Here is a 25042-nt window from a genome sequence, read left to right on the forward strand (position 1 = left end):
GGTTGCGACACCGCAACCACCTGCGGGCTCTTCGTCTTAGGACGGCGTCGTTCACTTGCCCTGCGCTGACAGCACTTGCAGCACCACATCGACTTTGCCGGCTTTTTCGAAGGTCAGCGTCACCGGCACCGTATCGCCCTGCTTGAACGGCGTCTTCACCTTCTGGAACATCAGATGCAGGTTGCCGGGCTCGAGCTTGACCGTCTCGCCGGCGGCAATCGCGATGCCGTCCTTCAGCTGCCGCATCCGCATGACATTGTCCTTCGTTACCATTTCGTGGATCTGAACCTCGCCCGCTGCGGGTGATGTCACCGAGATCAGGCGGTCATCCGCCTTGCCATTGTTCTTCACTGAGAAAAAGCCGCCGCCGACCGGCTGACCGGGCAGCATCGCCTTGGCGAAACCGCCGGCGATTTCGAGATCGCCGGCCTTGACCGTGTCACCGGCCGGCGCTGCCGTCGGCATCCCCGGCATCCCCGGCATCCCCGGCATACCGCTCAGATCCATGCCGGCTTTGCCGGTCATATCCATGCCGGCTTTACCGGTCATGTCCATGCCGGCCATGTCGTCGTGATCGTGGCCATGATCTTCCCCGGCGACAACCTTCAACAGCGGCGCCGGGCTCTTGAGCCCATGCGCGTCGCCTCCCTCCGGCGCCACCTGATCCCAGGCCTGAACCGTATCGCCGCACATCTGCGTCACCGGAAAGGCGAGCGACGTGCCTGCCTCGACGCCGGAAACCTTCCCCTGGATGACAAAGGTATCGTAGAAATCGTCGGAGAGATTGCCGTTCTTCCAGCGGATTTCGATCGCGCCTTTTTTCACCTTGTCGCCGTGATTGTCGTAGGTCTTCTGGTAATCGCCCTTGATGACCTCGAGCTCCCAGCCGGCTTTCGGCTGCGGCTTGGCGAAGACGAAGCCTTCCGGCAGCTTGACCCGCACTTCCGTCGTCGCCTTGCCGTCGCAGCCGTGCGGCAGCTGCAGCGTGGCGAGAATGGTGCTTTCCTGTGTCGCCTGCTTGTCGAGGAAGCTGACATGCGCCTCGGCACCCGAAACGGTGGCGGCGGAAAGAAGGGCGGCAAGGCCCATGGTCTTGATGGTCTCGGTCTTGATCGTTTTCATCGGATATCTCCTCGCCGGCCGCGGCGCTTCTCTCAGGCGGACCGGCATGTTGCATTTGATATTGCGGAGGAAGATCAGACTGGGACGGGAGGCGCGCGGGAATTCGGCCGGCTGACAGCGCTTGCGCCGGCAATTGCGGCGGTTTCGATCGGTGAATTGGTAAGCGAGGCGAGTTTGCGCTCAAGCCAGGAACCCGCATCCGGCGTCGGCAGGATGACCGAAGCCGATAGCCGGCATGCTTCGCAATTCGGCTTGAACCCGACGGTCTTGCCGCCGTCATCCTTGATCGTCACGCAAAGCGAGGCAAAGGTGCCGTCCGGCAGCATATAGGCGGCTGCATCGTAACCCTCGGAAGCGAGAGCCTGCGGCGCCTGATGGGCAAACCCAAGCAAAAGCAGGCTCAATGCGCAAAACATGCGTAAGAAGAGCGTCGCTTTCAATTCGGTTCGCCGCATGAGATCCCCTTCAACAGAAAGCCGCGATAGCCGGTTTCGCCCCCGAATGCAAAACCAGATTTGCCGCAGTTTAAGGCCTGCTTGGAATAAGACGACAAAAATTTGCTCGGTGACGACATTTGGCGCTTGCCAAGTACCGCAGCCGCCGGATAATTGCGCCAACCTTGTTGGGAGAATCCGGTGCTTTCGCCACCGGTGCCGAAGGAGCAACCGCCCCGGAAACTCTCAGGCAAAAGGACCAGCAAGGGGCAGACGGAACTCTGGAGAGAAGCGTTCTCGAAACGCTCGCCGAAGGGATAACAATCTCAGGCAAAGGGACAGAGGGGGCTCAGGAGAGAAGTGCGCAGCCGCGCCTTCAGATTTGAGCCCGCGCCTTCGTGAAGAAGACGCAAACCCCGGAGGCGTCTTTTGGACGATACTGCTGCCCTGAAGAAAACCCCGCTGCATGACCTGCATCTCCAGCTCGGCGCCCGCATGGTGCCGTTCGCAGGTTACGACATGCCGGTGCAATATCCCGCCGGCGTGATGAAGGAGCATCTTCATACCCGTGCCGAAGCCGGCCTCTTCGATGTCTCCCATATGGGCCAGGTCATCATCAAGGCAAAATCGGGCAGTTACGAGGACGCAGCACTGGCGCTCGAAAGTCTGGTGCCCGTCGATATATTGGGCCTTGCCGAAGGCCGCCAGCGCTACGGCTTTTTCACCGACGACAGTGGCTGCATTCTCGACGACCTGATGATCACCCATCTCGACGACCATCTTTTCGTCGTCGTCAACGCGTCCTGCAAGGAAGCCGATCTCGCCCATCTGCAAGCCCATATCGGCGACCGGTGCGACATCACCCTTCTCGACCGCGCTTTGATCGCGCTACAGGGACCGCGTGCCGTCGAGGTGCTCGCCGAACTCTGGGCCGACGTCGCGGCGATGAAATTCATGGATGTGCGCCACTGCCGGCTGCACGACGTTTCCTGTCTGGTTTCGCGCTCCGGCTATAGCGGCGAGGACGGCTTCGAAATCTCGATCCCGTCGGACAAGGCCGTTGATGTCACCATGCGATTGCTCGAGCATCCCGATGTCCAGGCGATCGGCCTCGGCGCCCGCGATTCGCTGCGCCTCGAAGCCGGTCTCTGCCTCTACGGCAACGATATCGACACCACCACCTCGCCGGTCGAGGCCGCACTCGAATGGGCGATGCAGAAGGCACGACGCGCGGGTGGCGCACGCGCCGGCGGTTTCCCGGGCTCCGGCCGCATCCTTTCTGAGCTCGAAAACGGCGCTGCTCGCCGCCGGGTCGGCCTGAAGCCGGAAGGCAAGGCGCCGGTGCGCGGCCATGCCAAGCTCTATGCCGATGCCGAGGGCAAGGCCGAAATCGGCGAAGTCACCTCGGGCGGCTTCGGCCCCAGCGTCGAAGGCCCGGTCGCCATGGGCTACGTCCCGGTCTCCCATGCTGCGGCCGGCACGCTCGTCTACGCCGAGGTGCGCGGCAAATATCTGCCGATCACCGTCAGCACCCTTCCCTTCGTTACCCCGACCTACAAACGCTAAACCTTTTCCAGAGAGGACGAACAATGCTGAAATTCACCGAAGAACACGAATGGCTGCAGATTGAAGGCGGCGTTGCGACGGTCGGCATCACCACCTATGCCGTCGAGCAGCTCGGCGACCTGGTTTTCGTCGAACTGCCGGAAGTCGGCGCGACCTTCTCCAAGAACGCCAATGCCGCGACCGTTGAATCCGTCAAGGCTGCTTCCGACGTCTATTGTCCGCTCGACGGCGAGATCACCGAGGTCAATCCGGCCATCGTCGCAGATCCGTCGCTGGTCAATTCCGATCCTCAAGGCGCCGGCTGGTTCTTCAAGCTGAAGCTTGCAAATGCCGCGGACGCCGATGGCCTGCTCGACGAGGCTGCCTATAAGGAGCTCACCGCGTAATGACGACGCCGACCGAATTCCAGTTCACCGATTACCAGCCCTACGATTTCGCCAATCGACGCCATATCGGCCCCTCGCCGGCCGAGATGACCGACATGCTGAAGGTGATCGGCTATAACAGCCTCGACGGGCTGATCGACGCGACGCTGCCCCCCGCCATCCGTCAGAAGGCGCCGCTCGTCTGGGGCGCGCCGATGACCGAGCGCGAGGCGCTCGACAAGCTGCGCGACACCGCCAACAAGAACAAGGTGCTGGTCTCGCTGATCGGCCAGGGCTATTACGGCACGATCACGCCGCCTGTGATCCAGCGCAACATCCTGGAAAACCCCGCCTGGTACACGGCCTACACGCCCTATCAGCCGGAGATCAGCCAGGGTCGCCTGGAAGCGCTGCTGAACTACCAGACGATGATCTGTGACTTGACCGGTCTCGACGTCGCCAACGCCTCGCTGCTCGACGAGGCGACCGCCGCCGCCGAAGGCATGGCGATGGCCGAGCGCGTCTCCAAGTCGAAGGCAAAAGCCTTCTTCGTCGATGCCGACTGCCACCCGCAGACCATCGCCCTCATCCGCACCCGCGCCGAGCCGCTCGGCTGGAGCGTCATCGTCGGCAATCCCTTCACCGATCTCGACCCCGTCGATGTCTTCGGTGCGATCTTCCAGTATCCCGGCACGCATGGTCACGTGCATGATTTCACCGGCCTGATCTCCCGCCTGCACCAGGCCGGCGCCATCGCAGTCGTCGCCGCCGATATCCTGGCGCTGACGCTGTTGAAATCGCCCGGCGAAATGGGCGCCGATATCGCCGTTGGCTCCTCGCAGCGCTTCGGCGTCCCGGTCGGCTACGGCGGCCCGCATGCGGCCTATATGGCTGTCAAAGATGCCATCAAGCGCTCCATGCCCGGCCGCCTTGTCGGCGTCTCCGTCGATGCCCGCGGCAACCGCGCCTATCGTCTGTCGCTGCAGACCCGCGAGCAGCATATCCGCCGCGAGAAGGCGACCTCGAATATCTGCACCGCCCAGGTGCTGCTCGCCGTCATGGCCTCGATGTATGCGGTCTTCCACGGTCCGGACGGAATCAAGGCGATCGCCCAGCAGGTGCACCAGAAAGCCGTGCTGATGGCCAAGGGCCTGGAAAAGCTCGGCTACAAGGTCGAGCCGGCCAGTTTCTTCGACACGATCACCGTCGATGTCGGCCACATGCAGGGTCTCATCCTGCGCGCCGCCGTCGCCGAAGGCGTCAATCTGCGCAAGGTCGGCGAAACCGGGATCGGCATGAGCCTCGACGAGCGCACGCGGCCTGCGACGCTCGAAGCCGTCTGGCGCGCTTTCGGCGGCAATTTCACCATTGCCGATTTCGAGCCGTCCTACCGGCTGCCGAAGGACCTGCTCAGGACCAGCGATTACCTCACCCATCCGATCTTCCACATGAACCGCGCCGAAAGCGAGATGACGCGTTACATCCGCCGGCTCTCCGACCGCGATCTGGCGCTCGACCGCTCGATGATCCCGCTCGGCTCCTGCACGATGAAGCTGAATGCGACGGCGGAAATGCTGCCGATCACCTGGCCGGAATTTTCCGACATCCACCCCTTCGTGCCGGCAGATCAGGCGCTCGGCTATCGCGAGATGATCGACGACCTGACGGAAAAGCTCTGCGCCGTCACCGGCTACGATGCCTTCTCGATGCAGCCCAATTCCGGGGCGCAAGGCGAATATGCCGGCCTCCTGACGATCCGCAACTTTCATATCGCCAACGGCGAGGGCCATCGCGACGTCTGCCTCATCCCGACCTCGGCGCACGGCACCAACCCGGCCTCGGCCCAGATGGTCGGCATGAAGGTGGTGGTCGTCAAGGTGCGTGAAAACGGCGATATCGATCTCGACGATTTCCGCGCCAAGGCTGAGGAACATGCGGCAAACCTCTCCTGCTGCATGATCACCTACCCCTCGACGCACGGCGTGTTCGAAGAAACCGTCAAGGAAATCTGCGATCTCGTGCATGCCAATGGCGGCCAGGTCTACCTCGACGGCGCCAATATGAACGCCATGGTCGGCCTGTCCCGTCCCGGTGACATCGGCTCCGACGTTTCGCATCTGAACCTCCACAAGACCTTCTGCATCCCGCATGGCGGTGGCGGCCCCGGCATGGGCCCGATCGGCGTCAAGGCGCACCTGGCACCCTATCTGCCCGGCCATCCCGAAACCGACGGGCGCTCGGGCGCGGTTTCGGCTGCAGCTTTCGGATCAGCCTCGATCCTGCCGATCTCCTGGAGCTATTGCTTGATGATGGGCGGCGAAGGGCTGACGCAGGCGACCAAGGTGGCCATCCTCAATGCCAACTATATCGCCACGCGGCTGAAGGGTGCCTATGACGTGCTCTACAAATCGAAGACCGGTCGCGTCGCGCATGAATGCATCATCGACACGCGCCCGCTGGTCGACAGCGCAGGCGTCACGGTCGACGATGTCGCCAAGCGGCTGATCGACTGCGGTTTCCACGCGCCGACCATGAGCTGGCCGGTTGCCGGCACGCTGATGATCGAGCCGACGGAAAGCGAGACCAAGGCCGAACTCGACCGCTTCTGCGAGGCGATGCTGGCGATCCGCGAGGAAGCCCGCGCCATCGAGGATGGCCGCATGGACAAGGCCAACAATCCGCTGAAGAACGCCCCGCATACGGTGGAAGACCTCGTCGGCGAATGGAATCGCCCCTATAGCCGAGAACAGGCCTGCTTCCCGCCCGGCGCCTTCCGCGTCGACAAATACTGGTCGCCTGTCAATCGCGTCGACAATGTCTTCGGCGACCGCAACCTGATCTGCACCTGCCCGCCGGTCGAGGCCTATGCTGAGGCCGCCGAGTAGCGCGCAAGCCTGACGCAGTCGCGAAAGGCTGGACAATCCAAGCCCCTTCCATCATGGGAGGGGCTTTCCCAATTCTGATGGAAATGCACGAAAGAAGGTCATCTCATGCCCCAGGATCCAAGCGAAGCAAGAATGCAGGCGCCCTGGTCGAAGCCTGTGCTCATCGCCCTCGAAGAGCCCGGCCAATACGTGACCATCGACAACACCCAGGCCGCCTCCTGGGCGATGATCGAGGACTGGCCGACGGAGGACGGCGCCGCACTCGACCAGGCGCTGCTGATCTGCGCCGACGTCATCAAAGGCAAGCGCACCGGCGAGGATGCACGCAAGGCATTCATCGCCGCCGCAGTCGAAGCGGACCTCGACATCAAGGCCTGACCGGCTGCAATCCGCCGCTGGAATGGACGATGAAGACACGGCGCTTCACGGCGCTCAACCAGCTTCAATGCCTCGGCAGCGGCACCAGTTTGGGAAATGGCCCACAAGGATCAAATTTAACCTTTCTTAGCAAGTCTCTGTTAGCAATTCATAAAGGTGGCTTCCATCAGCATGGATCACCGTCGATCCCTTGTTTTGCGTGCAGGTTCTTATGCGTCCATCGGCTGTGCCAGCAATCCTCCTTGCCGCCCTGATTCTCTCGGGATGCGCCGCCAGCTCCGGCGCCGAAGATGTGCTGACCCCGGTGCCGTCGCGGGAGACAACCAATGCCATCAGTCAGCCGAGCGGCCCGATACCGGCTGCTGCCGTGGGTGATCCCGCGCCGCAGGCAAGCCCGCCGCAGCAGGCCTTGAGCTGGGCTGGGCAGGTTCCGGAGCCGCAGGCGCTCGTGCCCGCAGACAGGCCGGTCGGTATGCCGATGCCGACCGAAAGGCCGGTGGCGATGCTCATGCCCGCCAATCCGGGGATCGATCCCGATGTCGGTACGAAATCGCCGACACGCTCGCGAATTTACGGTCACCGCTTCCGCGACGCCAAGCCGATCAACTTCGGCTCCACCTCCCCCAGAAAGCTGGCCGTGCACGGCGTCGACGTGTCGCGCTGGCAGGGCGAGATCGACTGGGAAACGCTGCGGCAGCAGGGCGCGAACTTCGTCTACATCAAGGCGACGGACGGCGGCGATCACCTCGATCCGATGTTCAAGAAGAACTGGCGCCGGGCCAAGGAAGCCGGCCTGAAACACGGCGCCTATCACTTCTTCTACTGGTGCCGGACCGCCGGCGAGCAGGCCGACTGGTTCATCCGCAATGTTCCGCGGGAGGCAAACGCACTTCCGCCCGTCATCGACGTCGAATGGAACGGCGAATCGAGCTGCAAGCGGCGCATTTCTCCCGCCCGCGTCCGGGAAAAAATGCAGGTCTTCATGGACAAGCTGGAACGCTATTACGGCCAGCGCCCGATCATCTACACCGCGCCGGACTTCTACCGCGACAATCTGAAGGGCCAAATGCTCGATTATCCCTTCTGGCTGCGCTCGGTGGCCGCCCACCCCTCCAAGGTCTATCCAGGCCGCAAGTGGCTGTTCTGGCAATATTCCGGCTCCGGCCTTTCCGACGGCGTCGACGGCAAGATCGATCTCAACGTGTTCAACGGCAACGAAAGCGACTGGCACGACTGGGTGGCGGCGCGATAGCGAGGCCGCCTCTCCCGTGTCAATCCAGAACAGATGCACCCCCTCGGTGCCCGGTCCGATAAGTCTTTGCTAACGCAAGGCTTTCAACATTCCCTAAGCCATTGCGGATAAAAGCGTTCTATTCAGATCTTAAGGAAACGGCTGATGAGCATATCGGGCATCACCAACATTGCTCTCTCGGGAATGCGGGCGCAGACGACGCGCGTGGGCGCGATTGCCAGCAATATCGCAAACAGCAGCACTCCGGGCTACGCCAAGCTGAATACCAGCCTCACCTCCGTCGAACCAGGCGGCGTCCAGGCGGTCGTCAGCCCGACGACGTCGGATGTCGATCCCGCCACCGAACTGACCGACCTGATCGAAGCCGAGCAGAGCTACAAGGCAAACGCCACAGTCTTCGAGACGGGCGCCGACATGTGGGAAATGCTCATGAGCATCAAGCGCGACTGAACGCACCCGATTTCACCCAAGACGTACTGACAGAAAATTTTCCGCCGGCCTGAAACCTATCAGGAATGCGCCGGCTCGTTCTGCCGCTGTGCGGCAAGCGCCGCGAGATCGGCAGGCTTCAGTTCGACGGATTCGCCGCAGCCGCAGGCCGATGTCTGGTTTGGATTGGTGAAGGTGAAACCGGAGCGCAGCGTCGTCTGCTCGAAGCCCATTTCGGTGCCGAGAAGATAGAGCACAGCGGAGGGTTCGACCCACACCTTGGCGCCGTCGCGCTCGACCAAATCGTCCTTGGTATTCGGCTCGGTCACCAGATCGATGGTATATTCCATCCCGGCGCAGCCGCCCTTCTTGATGCCGACGCGGACGCCCTTGGCCCCCGGGCCGGAATTTTCGACGATCGCCTTGACGCGGGCCGCAGCACCGTCCGTCATGCTCATCACTGCAAAGCCCATCGGCTCATTCTCCTTCCGCAACCGGGGTCAAGATCCGGCGCTTCGTGAATCAAATGTAGTCGCCCGAGGTAAACGGATCAATACCACGGTACCGCGTCAGTACCCTCGCCGGCTCAATACCAGCCGACGGCGACCTGCGCCTCTTCGGACATGCGGTCCGGCGTCCACGGCGGATCGAATGTCATTTCGACCTCGACGCCCGATACGCCTTCGACGGCGCCGACGGCATTTTCAACCCAGCCAGGCATCTCGCCGGCAACCGGGCAGCCGGGCGCGGTCAGGGTCATCATGATCTTCACCATCCGGTCATCCTCGATGTCGATCTTGTAGATCAGACCGAGTTCGAAGATGTCGGCCGGAATTTCCGGATCGTAGACGGTTTTCAGAGCGCTGATGACGTCGTCGCTGAGCCGTGCCAGTTCATCGGCCGGAATGCTGGAATGCACGATGCCTTCGCGCACGTCGATCTTCTGTTCGGTTTCGTCCAGGCTCATCACGAACACTCCTCAGGCAAAGAACTTGCGCGCATATTCAAGCGCATCGGCCAAAGCATCGACTTCGGCGCGGGTATTGTACATGCCGAAGGATGCACGGCATGTGGAGGTGACGCCGAAGCGTTTCAAGAGTGGCATGGCGCAATGCGTGCCGGCCCTGACCGCAACACCCTGCCGGTCGATCACCATCGAGACGTCATGGGCATGGATGCCGGCAAGCTCGAAGGAGAAGATGCTGCCCTTGTCGGGCGCCGTCCCGAACATCCGCAGCGAATTGACCGACTTCAGCCGCTCGACAGCATAAGAGGCAAGATCGGCCTCATGCTTGGCGATCGCCTCACGGCCGATCTTCTCCATGTAGTCGAGTGCATAGCCCAGCCCGATCGCCTGCACGATCGGCGGCGTGCCGGCCTCGAAGCGGTGCGGCGGGTCGTTATAGGTGACGTTATCCTCGGCGACCTCGAAGATCATCTCGCCGCCGCCCTGGAACGGACGCATCTCCTGCAGCCGCTCCTTCTTGCCGTAGAGCACGCCGATGCCCGACGGGCCGTAGAGCTTGTGACCGGTCATGACATACCAGTCGCAATCGATATCCTGCACGTCGACCGGCAGATGCACGGCGCCCTGGCTGCCGTCGATCAGCACCGGGATGCCGCGCTCATGCGCGATCCGGCAGACTTCCTTGACGGGAACGATCGAGCCGAGCGCATTCGACATATGGGTGATGGCGACGAGCTTGGTGCGCTCCGTCAGGCTCTTTTCGAAATCCTCGATATGGAAGGCGCCCTCGTCATCGACTGGCACCCACACGAGTTTGGCGCCCTGCCGCTCGCGGATGAAGTGCCAGGGCACGATGTTGGAATGGTGCTCCATGATTGTCAGGACGATCTCGTCGCCCTCGCCGATTTTGGGCATGCCCCAGCCGTAAGCGACGGTATTGATCGCTTCCGTCGAATTCTTGGTAAAGACGATATCGTTGACCGAAGGCGCGTTGAGGAAGCGGCGGACCTTCTCGCGCGCCGCCTCATAAGCATCCGTCGCCGCATTGGAGAGATAGTGCAGGCCCCGATGCACATTGGCATATTCGTGGGCATAGGCGTGCGAGATGGCGTCGATCACCACCTGCGGCTTCTGGGCGGAAGCGCCGTTGTCGAGATAGACCAGCGGCTTGCCGTGCACCTTCTCCGCCAGGATCGGAAAATCCCGGCGGATGGCTTCGACGTCGTATGGGGTGGCCGGCACTATCTTGTCCATCGCAATTCCGATCAGGCGTGCTTTTGGAGCCAGGCCGAAATTACGCCTTCCAGCGCTTCGACCAGGGCCTCGTCTTCCAGTTCCTCGACGATCTCGGCGACGAAGGCGTTGACCAGCATGGCCCGCGCGATCTTCTCCGGAATACCGCGCGCCATCAGATAGTAAAGATGATTGGCGTCGATATCGGTCACCGTCGCGCCGTGGCCGCACTGCACATCGTCGGCGAAGATTTCGAGTTCGGGCTTGACCGAGAACTCGGCATCGTCGGACATCAGCAGGGTGTTGCAGGCCATCTTGGCATCGGTCTTCTGCGCATCGGGCGCAACCCGGATCATGCCCTGGAAGACGCCCTTGGCCCGGTCGAAGACGACGTTGCGGATCACTTCGGTCGAGCCGGTATGCGGCACGTCGTGGCCGAGCACCATCGTGACGTCGGTATGGCTTTCCGCCCCGAGCAGGTTGATGCCGCGGAGCGTCAGATCAGCGCCCTCGCCCGTCACCTTGATATGCAGCTCCTGGCGCACCAGCTTGCCGCCGGCGTTGATGACGAACAGCCGGAGCTTCGCATCGGCGCCGAGATCGACGCGGATCTGGCCGAGATGCGTATCGTCGCTCCCCTGCTGCTGCAGGATGATCCAGGTCAGCTCCGTGCCTTCGCCGACCGTGATGTCACTGATGTGGGACACGAGCGCGGCATCGCCCGTCACCGCAAGGTGACGCTCGATGACGGTTCCCTTGACGCCGGCGCCGAAGGAAACGGGAAGGCGCGTATGTGCCTGACCGCCGGCATGGAGAAACTGGATTTCAAGCGGATTTTCAAGCTCGGTCTCCGCGGGCACGTCGACGACATAGCCGTCGCGCACGAAGCTGCCGTTGATGCGGCCGACGGCGTCGTCGCTGCCGAGCGCATCGAGCCCGTCCGCGGCGGAGCCGTCGAGCAGACGTTCGGAATAGGCGGAAATGCCGAGGTCACCGGCCACGGCCTTCTGATTGGCATGGCCCTGGATGACCGTCAGCACCGCGGAATCGGCAACGAGCGGCTCCAAAGCTTCCGAGCCGGCGTCACCCGCCTGCGGCGGGACAGTGCGCAGAAGATTCTTGAGGTCGGTATAGTGCCAGGCTTCGATGCGGCGCGTCGGCAGGCCGGCCTTCTTCAGGTCGTCGAGAAGCCGGTCGCGCAGGGCCGTCACCGCACCATTGCCCGGCAGGTCGCCGATCTGCTGGTTGAAGGCCTCGATCAGCGCCGCTTCGGCCGCAGTCAGGCGGCTCGTCGTCTGCATGTTCATGGACGTCGTCCTTTCCACCCGAACTCAGGCCGCCGCGCCGATGATGTCGGCATAGCCGTTGGCCTCAAGCTCATGCGCCAGCGTCTTGTCGCCCGACTTGATCACCTGGCCCTTGTAGAGAACGTGAACCGTATCCGGCACGATATAGTCGAGCAGGCGCTGGTAATGGGTGATGACCACGACGGCGCGATCCGGCGAGCGCAGCGCGTTGACGCCGTCGGCGACGATCTTCAGCGCGTCGATGTCGAGACCGGAATCGGTTTCATCGAGCACGCAGAGCTTCGGCTCCAAGAGCGCCATCTGCAGGATCTCGGCGCGCTTCTTCTCGCCGCCCGAGAAGCCGACGTTGAGCGGCCGCTTCAGCATCTCGGTATTGATCTGCAGCTTGCCCGCGGCATCCTTGACCCGGCGCATGAAATCCGGCGTCGTCAGCTCGTCTTCGCCGCGTGCCTTACGCTGCTCATTCATCGCCACCTTCAGGAACTGCATGGTGGCGACACCTGGAATTTCCACCGGGTACTGGAAGGCGAGGAAGACGCCCTTGGCGGCGCGTTCGGCCGGATCGAGTTCGAGAATGCTCTCGCCATTATAGAGAATGTCGCCCTCGGTGACCTCGTAGTCGCTGCGGCCGGACAGCACATAGGAGAGCGTCGACTTGCCGGAGCCGTTCGGCCCCATGATCGCGGCAACTTCGCCGGCCTTCACCGTCAGGTTCAGGCCACGGATGATCTCTGTGCCGTCTTCGGCGATACGGGCATGGAGGTTTCTGATTTCAAGCATCTTTGGTTCCTGCGTTTTGTCTGCGTAGCTCATCGGAGCCTCGCGCAATTTCTAAGACATCAACATTTTGTGCTCGGCGCTATCGCGAAAAAAAGCGAAAGACACGGAAAACCGCGACCGTTACGAGCCATAGCCATTCGAGAAATTCCGGGAGTTCCTGAAGAATCTGTCCCGGTTTTTCCATGCGCTGCTGGAGAAACACATAAGGCTGCTCCGGCGGCTTTTCTGTTTCGTATCTTTGCTCGCGGGGGCGAATTTTCGCCAATATCTCCCCACGCATATTCTCCAGACGTCCAAAAATACGCTTTTTGTCCGTCTCGTTCATGTCAACCGACCGAGCCTTCCAGCGAGATGCTGATCAGCTTCTGCGCCTCGACGGCGAACTCCATCGGCAGTTCCTGCAGGACTTCCTTGACGAAGCCGTTGACGATCAGGGCGATTGCCGCTTCGGTGGGGATGCCGCGCTGCAGGCAGTAGAACAGCTGGTCCTCGGAGATTTTCGAGGTCGTCGCTTCATGCTCGAACTGCGCCGTCGAGTTCTTCGCCTCGATGTAGGGCACGGTATGAGCGCCGCACTTGTCGCCGATCAGGAGCGAATCGCACTGGGTGAAGTTGCGCGCGTTCGACGCCTTGCGGTGGGCCGAAACCTGGCCGCGATAGGTGTTGTTGGACACGCCGGCGGCGATGCCCTTGGAGACGATGCGGCTCGACGTGTTCTTGCCGAGATGGATCATCTTGGTGCCGCTGTCGATCTGCTGATGGCCGTTGGAGACGGCGATCGAGTAGAACTCGCCGCGGCTGTCGTCGCCGCGCAGGATGCAGGACGGATATTTCCAGGTGATCGCCGAGCCGGTTTCGACCTGCGTCCAGGAAATCTTCGACCGGTCGCCACGGCAATCGCCGCGCTTGGTGACGAAGTTGTAGATGCCGCCCTTGCCTTCCTTGTCACCGGGATACCAGTTCTGGACGGTGGAATACTTGATCTCGGCATCGTCGAGCGCAACCAGCTCGACCACGGCCGCATGCAGCTGGTTTTCGTCGCGCTGCGGTGCCGTGCAGCCTTCGAGGTAGGAAACGTAGGCGCCTTCTTCCGCGATGATCAGCGTGCGCTCGAACTGGCCGGTGCCCTTCTCGTTGATGCGGAAATAGGTGGACAGCTCCATCGGGCAGCGAACGCCCTTCGGCACGAAGACGAAAGAGCCGTCGGTAAAGACCGCGGAGTTCAGCGTCGCATAGTAGTTGTCGCTCGTCGGCACCACGGAGCCGAGATATTTCTGCACCAGTTCCGGATGCTCGCGGATGGCTTCCGAGATCGACATGAAGATCACGCCGGCCTTCTTCAACTCCGCCTTGAAGGTGGTGACGACCGAAACGCTGTCGAAAACGGCGTCGACGGCGATCTTCGGCTTCTCGACGCCGGCAAGGATCTCCTGCTCGCGCAGAGGAATGCCGAGTTTCTCGTAAACCTTCAACAGCTCAGGATCGACCTCGTCGAGCGACTTCGGGCCCGGCGTGCTCTTCGGCGCGGCGTAATAATGAATGTCGTTGAAATCGATCTTCGGATAATCGACGCGCGCCCAGGTCGGCTCTTCCAGCGTCAGCCAGCGCCGATAGGCTTCGAGGCGCCATTCCAGCATCCATTCCGGTTCCTGCTTCTTGGCCGAAATGAAGCGGATGATATCCTCGGACAGGCCTTTCGGCGCCTTGTCCATTTCGATGACGGTCTCGAAACCGTATTTGTACTGGTCCACATCGATCAGGCGCACCTGGTCGATCGTTTCCTGCACGGCAGCCATCTCATTCTCCAATCTCGCCGGATACAAGGTCCGGCAGCTTGTAGCGTTTGGGCAATTGTCTTGCCCCTCATGTAAGACGCCAAAAGGGACTTTTCAGCCCGATTGGCAAGCGGAAATTTGTCTTTCCGCAAGTTTTGAGGCGGGTCAGGCCGCCTCGCCCGCCGACCTTCGCCGGCAGGCGATCTTCGCAAAAGCCGCAATCGCCCGGTCGATATCCTCTTCGGTCGTCGAAAAGCCGAGCGAGATCCGCAGCGCCCCGAGCTTGGCGTCACGTCCCATCGCCGTCAGCACATGGCTTTCGCCGAGCCGTCCCGACGAGCAGGCAGAACCCGCCGAAAGCGCCACGCCTTCGAGATCGAAGGCGATCTGTCCGGTCTCCGCCTTCAGCCCCGGCAGGGTGAAAAAGATCGTGTTGGTGACGCGCTCGCCGCCAGCGCCGTGGATGATCACATCGGCTGCCGCCCGGCGCATGCCGGCTTCCAGCCGCTCGCGCAAGGCGCCGATCGCCGCATTGCGCGCCTCGAATTCGCAGGCCGCCGCCTCCGCCGCCGCACCGAAGCCGATCAGCGCCAGGGAGTTCTGTGTCCCCGACCGGTGACCGCGCTCCTGCCCGCCGCCTTGGATCAGCGGCCGCGGCATCAGCGCCTCGCCGCGCGCAATCAGCGCGCCGGCGCCCTTCGGCCCGCCGATCTTGTGCGACGAGACGATCATGAAGTCGGCGCCGATCCTGCCGATGTCGAGCCCGATGCGGCCGGCCGCCTGCACGGCATCGACGACGAAAAGCCCGCCATGGGCGTGCACGATTTTTGCCGCTGCCTCCACGGGCTGGACGATACCCGTCTCATTGTTGACGAGCATGATGGCGACCATCGGCAGGCCGGCGGCCTTGTCATGGGCATCGAGCAGGCTAGCGAGCGCATTGAGGTCGACGATGCCGGCTTCCGTTACCGGGATTTCCGTCATCGTCTCTTTGGCGAAACGGCCGCCTTCGCGCACCGCCGGATGCTCGATCGCCGAAAAATAGAGATGTCCGAGCCGCAACGGCGTGCGGCCCATGCGGAAATCCGGCGTCAGCACCAGATTGGCGGCCTCGGTCGCGCCGCTGGTGAAGACCACATTGCCGGCGTCGGTGCCCACCAGGGCCGCCACTTTGCGCCGTGCGCATTCGATGGCAGCGCGGGCGGCGCGGCCTTCGCCGTGGACGGAATTTGGATTGCCGAAAATGTCGATGGCGCGCATGATCGCCTCGCGCGCTGCGGGGTGCAGCGGCGCTGTGGCATTCCAGTCGAGATAAAGGCGTGGCGGCGCCATGATCTTCAGTCCTGCGCTTGACGAGCTTGCTTCAGCACCCGCGGCTCATTTTTCTTGAAATTTCCGCCGGGCTTGCCTTATGACACATTCCACGATGCGTGGATCGCCATGCAAGTTTCGAATTGTTCTAAACTGCGTTTTAGAAAAGCTGACAACACTAGTCAAGTCATGTTGTCGTCCAACGCAGCGCGAACGCGAAATAAAACCCGGAGTACCAATGCCCGAAGTTATTTTCAACGGCCCAGCCGGCCGTCTTGAAGGCCGCTACCAGCCCTCCAAGGAAAAAAGCGCGCCCATCGCTCTCATCCTGCATCCGCATCCGCAGTTCGGCGGCACGATGAACAATCAGATCGTCTACCAGCTCTTCTACATGTTCCAGAAGCGCGGGTTCACGACCCTGCGCTTCAATTTCCGGGGCATCGGCCGCAGCCAGGGCGAATTCGACCACGGCGCCGGCGAACTCTCGGACGCCGCCTCCGCGCTCGACTGGGTGCAGAGCCTGCATCCCGATTCGAAGACCTGCTGGGTCGCCGGTTATTCCTTCGGCTCCTGGATCGGCATGCAGCTGCTGATGCGCCGGCCGGAGATCGAGGGCTTCATGTCGATCGCGCCGCAGCCCAACACATACGACTTCTCCTTCCTGGCGCCCTGCCCCTCCTCCGGCCTGATCATCAACGGCGAGGCCGACAAGGTGGCGCCGGAAAAGGATGTCAACGGCCTTGTGGAGAAACTGAAGACCCAGAAGGGCATCCTCATCACCCACCGCACCGTTTCCAACGCCAACCACTTCTTCAACGGCCAGGTGGAAACGCTGATGGGCGAATGCGAGGATTATCTCGACCGCCGCCTCAACGGCGAACTGGTGCCGGAACCGGCCGCCAAACGGATCCGCTGACGCATAGCGCCGGCTCGTCTTCCCCTGAGAAGGCGAGCCGGGACGCCACCCGCCGATTGTGCCGGAACAGATCACCTATCGTGTTGCAATATATATTGCAGTGCGGTAGGGTCCTCGCGATCCTAACTAAAGCGAGGTCCGCAAATGACCAAGTCGTTCGGGGAAGTCCTGGATAAGTATAGGGGTATTGGTCCGGGGTTCGACTTTCTTCGAATTGGGCTCGCCTTTTCTATCGTATTGACGCATTCGTTTTTGCTGACGCGGAATGATGCCTTCATCAGAGGCTCGGTATTCTGGTTTACCGAATACGCTCTTGTTCCGATGTTTTTCGCCCTGAGCGGATTTCTGATTGCCGGCAGCGCCCAGCGCCTGAGCCTCCCGAATTTTCTGATCAATCGCGGCTTGCGCATCGTTCCGGCACTTGCCGTCGATATCGTCGTGTGTTCGCTGATCATCGGACCGATCGTGACGATCGTCTATCACGCCGAATATTTTACCGATCCGCGGTTCTTCAAATACTTCCTGAATATCGTCGGCTGGATCCATTACGAGCTGCCGGGCGTCTTCCAGGACAATCCGAGCCAGCGGGTCAACGGCGCTCTGTGGACGGTTCCATGGGAGATCTTCTGCTACATCATCATGTCGTTCCTGATGATCACCGCCATCGTGAAGACGCGCTACAAGCTGCTCGGCGTAACGATCGCCTACATCGTCATCGGTCTCATCGTGCAGAAGATGCCCTATCTGTTGCCCGGTTCAATCAAGCCGATCGCTCGCTTCCTGTTCATGAGTCGCGGCTCCCAGCTGATCACGGCCTTCATGATGGGCATCGTCGTCTTTCAGTTCAAAGCGGTCATTCCGCATTCCCGCTGGCTGTTCGCCGCCGCCTGCCTGGTTTGCATCGTCGCCATTCTCACCCTCGACAGCCGGGCGGTGGAGTCGGTAATCAACCGGCCGATCGTCATCACCTCGCTCGTCTACATCACCGTCTTCATCGGCTTGTCTGAGGTGCCCATTCCGGCCTTTTTCAGGAAGGGCGACTATTCCTACGGCGTCTATCTCTACCATGATCCGTTCCTGCAGATCTGGATCAGCGCGTTCCCCTCACTCTTTCTCTACCCGAAATATGGTGCGCTGGCGCTCTATATGGTCGGTCTGCCCTCGGCTCTCGCCGTCGCGGTGCTGTCCTGGCATTTCATCGAGAAACCGATCCTCGGCCTTCGCAAGAAATTCTCGTTCATCGCCCAGGTCCGGGGCGTCGAGAATGGCAATCACGCTGGACATGGATCCAATGTCCGGCCGGTCGCGGTCAAAAGTTAGGGCTTTGCCGGCGCATATCCGCGGTGAGTTCAAAAGCTGGGTCAAGCACTCCATCGATCAGGATCGGCGCGCGTTCGCGCATGCCGATCTTCTGGAGGACGCGTTGCGAGGCGATGTTTTCGGGATGCGTGAAGGCGATGAAGCCGGATGCCAACTGCTTCTCAAAGAACCAGTCTGAAAGCGCTAACGCCGCCTCGGTCGCTAAGCCCTTGCCCCAAGCCTCCTCGCGCAGGGAATAGCCAAGTTCGAAGTGTTCGCCCCTGAACTTCGAAATCCCCGCGCGGCCGATGAATTGGCCATCCTCGGCGATAATCTTGTATTTGGTCGTGCCGTCGCGTGCCTGTTCCCCGAACCAGCCCCGCAGCCGCTCTTCGGCCTTTTCGAGACTCCACGGCGCGCTGCCGGGCAGATATCGGGTCGTCGCCATGGTCGAATGCAACTGCTGCACCAGCGCCGCATCGCCTTCGTCCCACATGACGAAGCTGAGCCGTGGCGTCTTCAGTATGACCTGCTGCTCTCTCATGGCCTTGCCAGCACCCCGCCGCTGACTGGGGCGGCGACCCCCGTCGTGCCGGGAAACGTCAACGGCAGCCCGTCCAGCGAGCGGACGGCGAGATAGGCCCAGGCCTCGGCTTCCATCGCATCGCCGTCGAAGCCGGCCTGTTCGGCGGTCAACACCTTCGAGCCCAGCCTTTCGGCCATGGCCGAGAACTCCGCCATGAGGGTGGCGTTCAGCCGCCCGCCGCCGCAGACGATATAGATCGACGGGCTCTCGGGCAGGAAACCGGCGGATTTGATGATCGAGGCGGCGGCGACATGGGCGAGTGTGCGGGCGCCGTCCTCGAGGCTTGCCTCCTCCGGCCGAAGCGGCGCAAAATCGCCGCGGTCAAGTGAGCGGCGAACATTGCCGCGAAAGAACGGGCTTGCCAGATAGCGTTCCGCAAGAGCGGCCACGACCTTGCCGCGCCCGCCGATCTCGCCGCCGGGATCATAGGTTTTGCCGGTCTGCATCTCCACCCATTGGTCGATCAGCGTATTGCCCGGCCCGCTGTCGAAGGCCGCGATCCGGCCATCCCCACCGATAAAGGTCAGATTCGAGATGCCGCCGATATTGACGAAACACACCGCCTGCACCGCTTGCTGGAATTTTCCTGCGAGTGCCGCGTGATAGGCCGGCACCAGCGGCGCGCCCTGCCCGCCATGAAGCATGTCGTTGGCGCGCATGTCATAGACCACCGATATGCCGGTCCGGCGCGCCAATTCCCCTCCATCGCCGATCTGGATCGTCAATCCTTCGTCGGGGCGATGGAGCACTGTCTGGCCATGAAAACCGAGAACATCGATGGCATCGGCAGAAAGCCCGAAACGCTCCAGAAATGCCGTAACGGCAGCTGCATGCCGCAAGGTCAGTTCAAGCTCGATCCGGCGAAGTTCCTCCGGCCGTTCACGCCGGTCGCGCAGCGGCCGCGCCAGCTCCAGCGCCCGTTTCAGCCGCCCGCGAAAATCGGCGTCATAGGGCACGCCCATGAAAGGCCCGCGTTCGATGAAGCCGCGGCCGTCGGTCCTGAGCAGCGCGACGTCGATTCCGTCCATCGACGTGCCGCTCATCAGGCCGATCGCAGTCCTGATGACGTCCATGCGGCTTGCCTCCCTGCGATTCCCGGATGCACTTTTATAAAAACAGTGCTAAACGCGCCGCGACAGATCAACAACAACGAACTTGCGCAAGCCCCAGCGGTCGAGCGCAGATACTCAAGAGACGAAACCCATGTCCGAGTTCAAGTCCGATTTCCTCCGCACCCTGAAAGAGCGCGGCTTCATTCATCAGATCTCTGATGAAAGCGGCCTCGACGACCTCTTCGCCAAGGAAACCGTGACGGCCTATATCGGCTATGACCCGACGGCATCCAGCCTCCATGTCGGCCATCTCACGCAGATCATGATGCTGCACTGGCTGCAGGCGACGGGCCACCGCCCGATCTCGCTGATGGGCGGCGGCACCGGCATGGTCGGCGATCCCTCCTTCAAAGAGGAGGCCCGCAAGCTGATGACGATCGAGACGATCGAAGAAAATATCGCATCGATCAAGCGCTGCTTTTCGAACTATCTCGATTACGGCAAGCCCGGCAACGCCGCGCTGATGATCAACAATGCCGAATGGCTGCGTACGTTGAATTACCTGGAGTTCCTGCGCGATGTCGGCCGCCATTTCTCGGTCAACCGAATGCTGTCCTTCGACAGTGTGAAGACGCGCCTTGACCGCGAGCAGTCGCTCTCCTTCCTGGAATTCAATTACATGATCCTCCAGGCCTATGATTTCGTCGAGCTCGCCAAACGCTACGACTGCCGCCTGCAGATGGGCGGTTCGGACCAATGGGGCAATATCGTCAACGGCATCGATCTCGGTCACCGCATGGGGACGCAGCAGCTTTACGCCCTGACTTCGCCGCTGCTGACGACATCGTCCGGCGCCAAGATGGGCAAGTCGGCGACGGGCGCTATCTGGCTGAACGCCGATATGCTCTCGGCCTATGATTTCTGGCAATATTGGCGCAACACCGAGGATGCCGACGTCTCGCGCTTCCTGAAGCTGTACACGACGCTGCCGATGGATGAAATCGCTCGTCTTTCGGCGCTCGGCGGTTCGGAGATCAACGAGGTCAAGAAGATCCTCGCGACCGAAGTGACGGCGATCCTGCACGGGCGCGAGGCGGCTGAACAGGCCGCCGAAACGGCGCGCAAAACTTTCGAAGAAGGCGGCCTTTCCGACAACCTGCCGTCTGTCGAGGTTCCCGCATCCGAACTCGACGCCGGCATCGGTTTGCTGTCGCTGATCGTTCGGGCCGGCCTGGCCGCGTCGAATGGCGAAGCCCGCCGTCACGTCCAAGGCGGCGCTGTCCGCATCAACGACGAGGCCGTCAGCGACGAACGGAAGATGATCGGCAGCGGCGAAATCACCGCCGACGGCATCATCAAGCTCTCGCTCGGCAAGAAGAAGCACATCCTGATCCGTCGCGCGGCGTAAGCGGCTTCAAGTGTGAACGGATATGAAAGCCGGCGGCCTCGCCGGCTTTTTCTTTGTTAGCCCCTGCATCAGCGAACAAGATCATTCAGCTCTTTGCTGACCTTCACCGTCATTCCGTTCGGTTTCTCGAAGCAGATAGCCCGGCGGATCGATATTTGAAGCGGGCTTCATCCGCGACCACCAGCTGATCGAGAAGATCGGCGGCGTCACCGTCGCGTCGAGGGGAACGGCGAGGATGTGGCCGGAGCGGGTGGGCTGGGGCGGTTTTGGCCGGTCGCCCTTTTCCGCAGAATACGAAGCCTGATGGCCGACCGTGACGGCGATCACGATGGCGGATGCAAAAGAGACTGTCCGAGCACGCCGCATGGCATTCTCCGCCGGCCATCACTTTCTGGCCGAAACCCCACATTACATCAGTATTCACTAAAATACTTCAGCGTCGACGACGAAATTGCCGGCAGGCGACCGAACGGATGATCCGGATTCGCGAGGAAGCCCTCGCCTGCTTCACTGGAATTCGAAGATCTGCCGGAAAACACCGGGCGCGATGATCGACAGCGGATTGATCTGCAGGTTCGGCTGGTCGAACTTGCCTGTGAGTTTGAAGGTGATACCGATCAGGCCGCGGTCGCTGCCATTGCCGAGGATGACGCCGATCAGCGGCAGTTCGGCAAACAGCCGGTTGAGGCCGTAGGCCGGCATGAAAGTGCCGGTCATGTCCATGTTGCCCTTGCGATCGCGCACGACTCCCTGGAAAGTCGCGCCGATCTGGTCGCCGCGCAGCACGCCGTTCTCGATGCCGACCATGCCATTGCGCGACACGACGCGGGCAAAGCCGCGCTGGAAACGCTGCGACGAGGTATCGATGTCGCGCTTGACGGCTTCATTGAGGCTGCGCTGCTCGCTTCCGACAGGCGTCGAGACGATCGAGCGCAGCCGTTGTTCGTTGACGATCGCAAAACGGCGCACGTCGAGCGAACCGTCCCAGCCGCCCTGTGGAGAAAGCCGGATCGCCAGATTGAGCAGACCGCCCTGCATGTGCTGATAGAGATCGGCGAAACGCGATACCGCGCCGGCATCGCCGCTGGTGATGTTGATGACGCCGCCATCCTTCATCTGGCTGACCACGGCCTCGCCGCTGTCGGTAACGGCGGAAAAGTTCAGCGCTTGCAGCCTGTCGCCGCGCAGTGACACCTGCGCCTGGAAATTGCCGATCTTTTCGTCGTTGAAACCGATGACGTTTTTGAGCTTAGCGCGCACCGACACGCCGGTGTCGCCGGCATCTCCTTCATCATCATCGCCCGAGCCCGATTTCAACCGTGCGATAACCGGCCGCGCATCGGCGCTATCGCCGGAAACGGAAACGTCGAAATTACCCTTGCTGCGCTTCACCGATAGGGCGAAATCGTCGAGCGAGGAGAGTTTGACGCTGTCGAAATCGGCAGAGATCAGCCCGGCCTTGCCGACATTCAGAGACCCGGTGGCGCCGAAACCGTCGCCCTTCAGCCGGAAATTCTTGATCTCGGTATTGTCGGCCGGGCCGGATGTTTCGAATTCGGCCGTGGCCGCAATGCCGCTGCCCTTCGACCAGCCGATCCACGGCAGGTCGAGCTGCGATTTGGTGAGGTCGAGCTGGACGTCCTGCCGGTCGTCGTCGATCCGCGTCAGCACCATCTTCACGCTGCCGCCGATGATGCCGGCGAGGCCGGGTATCAGCTTGTTGCGCTGGTCTTCGGACAGCGTCGCGGTGATTACCCGCTGCCGCTTCGCGCTGTCGGATGCCTCGACCGGTTCGGCAAGATCGATGTCGGCCGGGACGCCATCGATCTGGGCCTTGGCGTCGAGCGTGATCTGTTTCGGATTGCCGTTCAGCGTACCGTTGAGATTGCTGATCGTCCGGCCGGAAAACGGCTTGGCAAGATCGATGTCGGTCAGCTTCATTTCCGCCGTCCATTCGGCCGGCGGCGGGTTCTGCGAAGAGAGCAGGCCGAAATGCGCCTTGACGTGCGCCTCGATCCGGCCTTTGAAATCGTCGGGCGTAAAGCCGGCGCGCTGCAGCACCCGGATCGGCCTATAGGTCAGAAGTTCGCCGACGGCGTCGGCTGCTCCGGAGACCGCGAGATCGATATCCGCCATCAGCGGCTTGTCGTAGGTGGCGGGCATGATGAAGGTTCCCTGCCCGAGAACGACGGATCGGCCGGAAGGGAAATAGGACGTGCCGCTCTTGATCGCGATCGTCGCAACGGGGCCGGTCAGATCGAAATGGGCCGACGTGTCACGGATCGGCGGAATCTCGCCGGCGACGTTCATCCGCGCTCCCGCGATGTCGAAGCCGATGCGGATCTGGTTGGCATCGAGCTTCAATCCCCTGCCGCCGGCGGCCTCATCCAGTCTGCCGAAGGGAATGAAGACTGATATGGCGGCGTTGGTGACCGTGCCGCCGAAGAGGTTGCCGTGTACCCAGGCGCGCACCTTCGGCGCCATCCAGAAGGGCCAGAGCTGCTTGATCGCGGTCGTCTGCAACTGTGCCGACTGGCCGGCAAAGCTGATCTCCGGCGATTTGTCGCCGAGCTTGACGTGCAGCGCCCCGTAAAGCGCGCCGAGCGGGCTGGAGACGGTCATGTTGGGAAACAGGAACTCCCGCCCGCTGACCATGTAGCGCCCGGTGGCCTGGATGTCGAAGGAGAGCGGCTGCTCGCCGGAGCCGCCGGGGGCCGCTGTGCCGCCGCTGACAAGCAGGTCGATGCCGAAGCCCTTCCCGGCCTGCGGATCGAGCTTGTCGAGATCGATGAGCGCGCCGTTGATCGGCACCGTGGTCGCGCCGAACCGGGCGTTCGACCGGGCAATTTCGAGCGTCTGCTTGTCGAAATCGTAGACGAGGTTGATCTGCCCGCCCGACAGCTCCTGCGCATCGCCGTCCGCATAGATCAGGCCGGAACCGATATCGAGCGTCGCCGCCAGCGCCGGCTGCACGCTGTCTCGCCCCCTGGTGGCCGACACCGTCAGGTCGGCGAAGGCGTTGAGCCCCTGGCGTATCACGCCCTGATCGTTGCGTTTCAGCGCAAAGGGCGTGAGATCGGCATGCTTCAGCGTCGCCACGACCTTCGACACGTGGCCGCCTTCTTTCTCGGCGAGCACATCGAGCTCGGCCACCTCACCGTTGAGCGCGACCTCGCCGCTCAATTGCAGTGAGGACGGGCCGGCATGGGCAAAGACGAGATTGTCGATGACGAGCGACAGCGGACCATTGGCGGTATCGGCAAGCTTGATGTTTATGCCGGAGATGCGCACCGAATTCGTCGAGCCGCGCGTCACGATGCTGTCGAACATATCGAACTGCGAAAAGATCCTTTCCATCGCCGCCGGCATGGCGTCAATGCGCAGATCGTCGAGTTTGACGGGATTGCCGGAGGGAAGAAGTGCTGTATCGAGGGCGATATCCTCCGCTTCGATGTCCGAAACGGCGATGCGGCCGCGGAAAAGCTGCAGCGGATCGAGCCCCAGGCGCACAGAACCCGTCGTCGACAGGTGCTGACCGCTCTCCCGGTCGATCATGTTGACGTTGCGCGCCTCCAGCGCCAGCCGGAAGTCCGACGTGAAGCGGATGACGGTGGAGCCGACCTCGGCGCGGTAGCGCGGTCCGGCCACGCCGTTCAACGCCGCCTGCGCCTGCTGCGACAGCGGCTTGTCGAACATGCCACTTTCGACGGTGAAGATGATCGCAGCGAAAACAAGCAGAATCAGCCCCAGAAATCCGAGCGTCAGCTTCGCCGTGCGCTGCATTGGCGAACGCGGCGGCGGGCAATGGACGATGATCGGATCCTCGGCCTGGGCGGACGGCAAGCGGTCCAGCGCAACGATATCCTTCTTGCGAAACGTGACCTTTTCGCCGCGGATGGCTGACATGCGCCTTCGGGCTCTCCCTTAAGTGAAGAATTGAACCCGGCAATGCTGGACGGGTTTCCATCCACTATATA

23 protein-coding genes and 1 riboswitch are annotated in these 25042 nt (G+C 61.9%); of the genes, 9 read left to right on the forward strand and 14 right to left on the reverse strand.

Features of this window, described 5'->3' with window-relative positions; all coding sequences use genetic code 11:
• Positions 1 to 51 precede the first annotated feature (51 nt).
• Both CO666_RS14330 and CO666_RS14335 read right to left on the reverse strand, forming a co-directional pair.
• Positions 52 to 1122, reverse strand: a complete 1071-nt coding sequence (locus CO666_RS14330; protein WP_097612759.1) for a copper chaperone PCu(A)C domain-containing protein — start codon at positions 1120 to 1122, stop codon at positions 52 to 54.
• 74 nt (positions 1123 to 1196) lie between these two features.
• Positions 1197 to 1577 carry a hypothetical protein gene (locus CO666_RS14335; RefSeq protein ID WP_097612760.1) on the reverse strand — a complete coding sequence of 127 codons (381 nt, stop codon included), beginning with the start codon at positions 1575 to 1577 and terminating at the stop codon, positions 1197 to 1199.
• A gap of 158 nt (positions 1578 to 1735) precedes the next feature.
• Positions 1736 to 1828, forward strand: a riboswitch (glycine riboswitch).
• 157 nt (positions 1829 to 1985) lie between these two features.
• Here CO666_RS14335 and gcvT point away from each other — a divergent pair.
• From gcvT to CO666_RS14365, 6 genes are all read left to right on the forward strand, one after another.
• Positions 1986 to 3122 (forward strand): glycine cleavage system aminomethyltransferase GcvT, encoded by a 1137-nt coding sequence (gcvT, locus tag CO666_RS14340; RefSeq protein WP_097612761.1) that lies wholly within the window; start codon positions 1986 to 1988, stop codon positions 3120 to 3122.
• A 23-nt stretch (positions 3123 to 3145) separates the two neighbouring features.
• On the forward strand, positions 3146 to 3508 hold the full coding sequence (gene gcvH / locus CO666_RS14345; protein ID WP_097612762.1) for a glycine cleavage system protein GcvH: 363 nt from the start codon (positions 3146 to 3148) through the stop codon (positions 3506 to 3508).
• Positions 3508 to 6372, forward strand: a complete 2865-nt coding sequence (gene gcvP, locus CO666_RS14350; protein WP_097612763.1) for an aminomethyl-transferring glycine dehydrogenase — start codon at positions 3508 to 3510, stop codon at positions 6370 to 6372. The genes gcvH and gcvP overlap by 1 nt, the downstream gene beginning before the upstream one ends.
• A gap of 132 nt (positions 6373 to 6504) precedes the next feature.
• On the forward strand, positions 6505 to 6750 hold the full coding sequence (locus CO666_RS14355) for a DUF982 domain-containing protein (protein ID WP_164736371.1): 246 nt from the start codon (positions 6505 to 6507) through the stop codon (positions 6748 to 6750).
• 211 nt (positions 6751 to 6961) lie between these two features.
• Positions 6962 to 8002, forward strand: a complete 1041-nt coding sequence (locus CO666_RS14360) for a glycoside hydrolase family 25 protein (protein WP_097612765.1) — start codon at positions 6962 to 6964, stop codon at positions 8000 to 8002.
• A 144-nt stretch (positions 8003 to 8146) separates the two neighbouring features.
• On the forward strand, positions 8147 to 8452 hold the full coding sequence (locus tag CO666_RS14365) for a flagellar basal body rod protein FlgC (RefSeq protein ID WP_097612766.1): 306 nt from the start codon (positions 8147 to 8149) through the stop codon (positions 8450 to 8452).
• Between the two features lie 59 nt (positions 8453 to 8511).
• On the opposite strand, the gene sufA is transcribed toward CO666_RS14365, so the two are convergent.
• The 8 genes from sufA to CO666_RS14405 all read right to left on the reverse strand — a co-directional run bounded on the left by sufA (position 8512) and on the right by CO666_RS14405 (position 15825).
• A complete protein-coding gene (gene sufA, locus CO666_RS14370) occupies positions 8512 to 8904 on the reverse strand; it encodes a Fe-S cluster assembly scaffold SufA (RefSeq protein WP_097612767.1) in 393 nt (130 codons plus the stop codon).
• A gap of 113 nt (positions 8905 to 9017) precedes the next feature.
• Positions 9018 to 9398 (reverse strand): SUF system Fe-S cluster assembly protein, encoded by a 381-nt coding sequence (locus CO666_RS14375; protein ID WP_097612768.1) that lies wholly within the window; start codon positions 9396 to 9398, stop codon positions 9018 to 9020.
• A gap of 12 nt (positions 9399 to 9410) precedes the next feature.
• Positions 9411 to 10652 (reverse strand): cysteine desulfurase, encoded by a 1242-nt coding sequence (locus tag CO666_RS14380; protein WP_097612769.1) that lies wholly within the window; start codon positions 10650 to 10652, stop codon positions 9411 to 9413.
• Between the two features lie 11 nt (positions 10653 to 10663).
• Positions 10664 to 11938 (reverse strand): Fe-S cluster assembly protein SufD, encoded by a 1275-nt coding sequence (gene sufD, locus CO666_RS14385; protein ID WP_097612770.1) that lies wholly within the window; start codon positions 11936 to 11938, stop codon positions 10664 to 10666.
• A 24-nt stretch (positions 11939 to 11962) separates the two neighbouring features.
• Positions 11963 to 12718, reverse strand: a complete 756-nt coding sequence (gene sufC, locus CO666_RS14390) for a Fe-S cluster assembly ATPase SufC (protein ID WP_037073856.1) — start codon at positions 12716 to 12718, stop codon at positions 11963 to 11965.
• A gap of 79 nt (positions 12719 to 12797) precedes the next feature.
• A complete protein-coding gene (locus CO666_RS14395; RefSeq protein ID WP_097612771.1) occupies positions 12798 to 13043 on the reverse strand; it encodes a hypothetical protein in 246 nt (81 codons plus the stop codon).
• Between the two features lies 1 nt (position 13044).
• Positions 13045 to 14514, reverse strand: a complete 1470-nt coding sequence (gene sufB, locus CO666_RS14400; RefSeq protein ID WP_097612772.1) for a Fe-S cluster assembly protein SufB — start codon at positions 14512 to 14514, stop codon at positions 13045 to 13047.
• A gap of 144 nt (positions 14515 to 14658) precedes the next feature.
• Positions 14659 to 15825, reverse strand: a complete 1167-nt coding sequence (locus tag CO666_RS14405; RefSeq protein ID WP_097612773.1) for a cysteine desulfurase family protein — start codon at positions 15823 to 15825, stop codon at positions 14659 to 14661.
• Between the two features lie 217 nt (positions 15826 to 16042).
• On the opposite strand from CO666_RS14405, the gene CO666_RS14410 reads away from it, so the two are divergent.
• Both CO666_RS14410 and CO666_RS14415 read left to right on the forward strand, forming a co-directional pair.
• Entirely contained in the window at positions 16043 to 16720 is a 678-nt protein-coding gene (locus tag CO666_RS14410; RefSeq protein WP_003568896.1) for an alpha/beta hydrolase, read from the forward strand.
• 144 nt (positions 16721 to 16864) lie between these two features.
• The gene (locus tag CO666_RS14415; RefSeq protein ID WP_097612774.1) at positions 16865 to 18040 is read left to right on the forward strand and encodes an acyltransferase family protein; all 1176 of its coding nucleotides are present in this window, start codon (positions 16865 to 16867) and stop codon (positions 18038 to 18040) included.
• Here CO666_RS14415 and CO666_RS14420 read toward each other — a convergent pair.
• Together CO666_RS14420 and CO666_RS14425 are read right to left on the reverse strand one after the other, a co-directional pair.
• Entirely contained in the window at positions 18030 to 18563 is a 534-nt protein-coding gene (locus CO666_RS14420; RefSeq protein WP_097612775.1) for a GNAT family N-acetyltransferase, read from the reverse strand. The genes CO666_RS14415 and CO666_RS14420 overlap by 11 nt on opposite strands.
• Entirely contained in the window at positions 18560 to 19678 is a 1119-nt protein-coding gene (locus CO666_RS14425; protein ID WP_097612776.1) for an anhydro-N-acetylmuramic acid kinase, read from the reverse strand. Before CO666_RS14425 ends, CO666_RS14420 begins: the two co-directional genes overlap by 4 nt.
• A 130-nt stretch (positions 19679 to 19808) precedes the next feature.
• Between CO666_RS14425 and tyrS the strand changes: the two genes are divergently transcribed.
• Positions 19809 to 21065, forward strand: a complete 1257-nt coding sequence (gene tyrS, locus CO666_RS14430) for a tyrosine--tRNA ligase (protein WP_097612777.1) — start codon at positions 19809 to 19811, stop codon at positions 21063 to 21065.
• An 81-nt stretch (positions 21066 to 21146) separates the two neighbouring features.
• On the opposite strand, the gene CO666_RS14435 is transcribed toward tyrS, so the two are convergent.
• Positions 21147 to 21392 carry a hypothetical protein gene (locus CO666_RS14435; protein WP_425352412.1) on the reverse strand — a complete coding sequence of 82 codons (246 nt, stop codon included), beginning with the start codon at positions 21390 to 21392 and terminating at the stop codon, positions 21147 to 21149.
• Between the two features lie 180 nt (positions 21393 to 21572).
• Positions 21573 to 24971: a YhdP family protein gene (locus CO666_RS14440; RefSeq protein ID WP_097612778.1), complete on the reverse strand. Its 3399-nt coding sequence runs from the start codon at positions 24969 to 24971 to the stop codon at positions 21573 to 21575.
• Positions 24972 to 25042 lie beyond the last annotated feature (71 nt).

Source organism: Rhizobium chutanense (assembly GCF_002531935.1).
Taxonomy (GTDB): domain Bacteria; phylum Pseudomonadota; class Alphaproteobacteria; order Rhizobiales; family Rhizobiaceae; genus Rhizobium; species Rhizobium chutanense.

Coding starts and splice junctions, on each gene's coding strand:
- CO666_RS14330 (WP_097612759.1), bottom strand. CDS start 1,122: ATGAAAACGATCAAGACCGAGACCATCAAGACCATGGGCCTTGCCGCC.
- CO666_RS14335 (WP_097612760.1), bottom strand. CDS start 1,577: ATGCGGCGAACCGAATTGAAAGCGACGCTCTTCTTACGCATGTTTTGC.
- gcvH (WP_097612762.1), top strand. CDS start 3,146: ATGCTGAAATTCACCGAAGAACACGAATGGCTGCAGATTGAAGGCGGC.
- gcvP (WP_097612763.1), top strand. CDS start 3,508: ATGACGACGCCGACCGAATTCCAGTTCACCGATTACCAGCCCTACGAT.
- CO666_RS14355 (WP_164736371.1), top strand. CDS start 6,505: ATGCAGGCGCCCTGGTCGAAGCCTGTGCTCATCGCCCTCGAAGAGCCC.
- CO666_RS14360 (WP_097612765.1), top strand. CDS start 6,962: ATGCGTCCATCGGCTGTGCCAGCAATCCTCCTTGCCGCCCTGATTCTC.
- CO666_RS14365 (WP_097612766.1), top strand. CDS start 8,147: ATGAGCATATCGGGCATCACCAACATTGCTCTCTCGGGAATGCGGGCG.
- sufA (WP_097612767.1), bottom strand. CDS start 8,904: ATGGGCTTTGCAGTGATGAGCATGACGGACGGTGCTGCGGCCCGCGTC.
- CO666_RS14375 (WP_097612768.1), bottom strand. CDS start 9,398: ATGAGCCTGGACGAAACCGAACAGAAGATCGACGTGCGCGAAGGCATC.
- CO666_RS14380 (WP_097612769.1), bottom strand. CDS start 10,652: ATGGACAAGATAGTGCCGGCCACCCCATACGACGTCGAAGCCATCCGC.
- sufD (WP_097612770.1), bottom strand. CDS start 11,938: ATGAACATGCAGACGACGAGCCGCCTGACTGCGGCCGAAGCGGCGCTG.
- sufC (WP_037073856.1), bottom strand. CDS start 12,718: ATGCTTGAAATCAGAAACCTCCATGCCCGTATCGCCGAAGACGGCACA.
- CO666_RS14395 (WP_097612771.1), bottom strand. CDS start 13,043: ATGAACGAGACGGACAAAAAGCGTATTTTTGGACGTCTGGAGAATATG.
- sufB (WP_097612772.1), bottom strand. CDS start 14,514: ATGGCTGCCGTGCAGGAAACGATCGACCAGGTGCGCCTGATCGATGTG.
- CO666_RS14405 (WP_097612773.1), bottom strand. CDS start 15,825: ATGGCGCCGCCACGCCTTTATCTCGACTGGAATGCCACAGCGCCGCTG.
- CO666_RS14410 (WP_003568896.1), top strand. CDS start 16,043: ATGCCCGAAGTTATTTTCAACGGCCCAGCCGGCCGTCTTGAAGGCCGC.
- CO666_RS14415 (WP_097612774.1), top strand. CDS start 16,865: ATGACCAAGTCGTTCGGGGAAGTCCTGGATAAGTATAGGGGTATTGGT.
- CO666_RS14420 (WP_097612775.1), bottom strand. CDS start 18,563: ATGAGAGAGCAGCAGGTCATACTGAAGACGCCACGGCTCAGCTTCGTC.
- CO666_RS14425 (WP_097612776.1), bottom strand. CDS start 19,678: ATGGACGTCATCAGGACTGCGATCGGCCTGATGAGCGGCACGTCGATG.
- tyrS (WP_097612777.1), top strand. CDS start 19,809: ATGTCCGAGTTCAAGTCCGATTTCCTCCGCACCCTGAAAGAGCGCGGC.
- CO666_RS14440 (WP_097612778.1), bottom strand. CDS start 24,971: ATGTCAGCCATCCGCGGCGAAAAGGTCACGTTTCGCAAGAAGGATATC.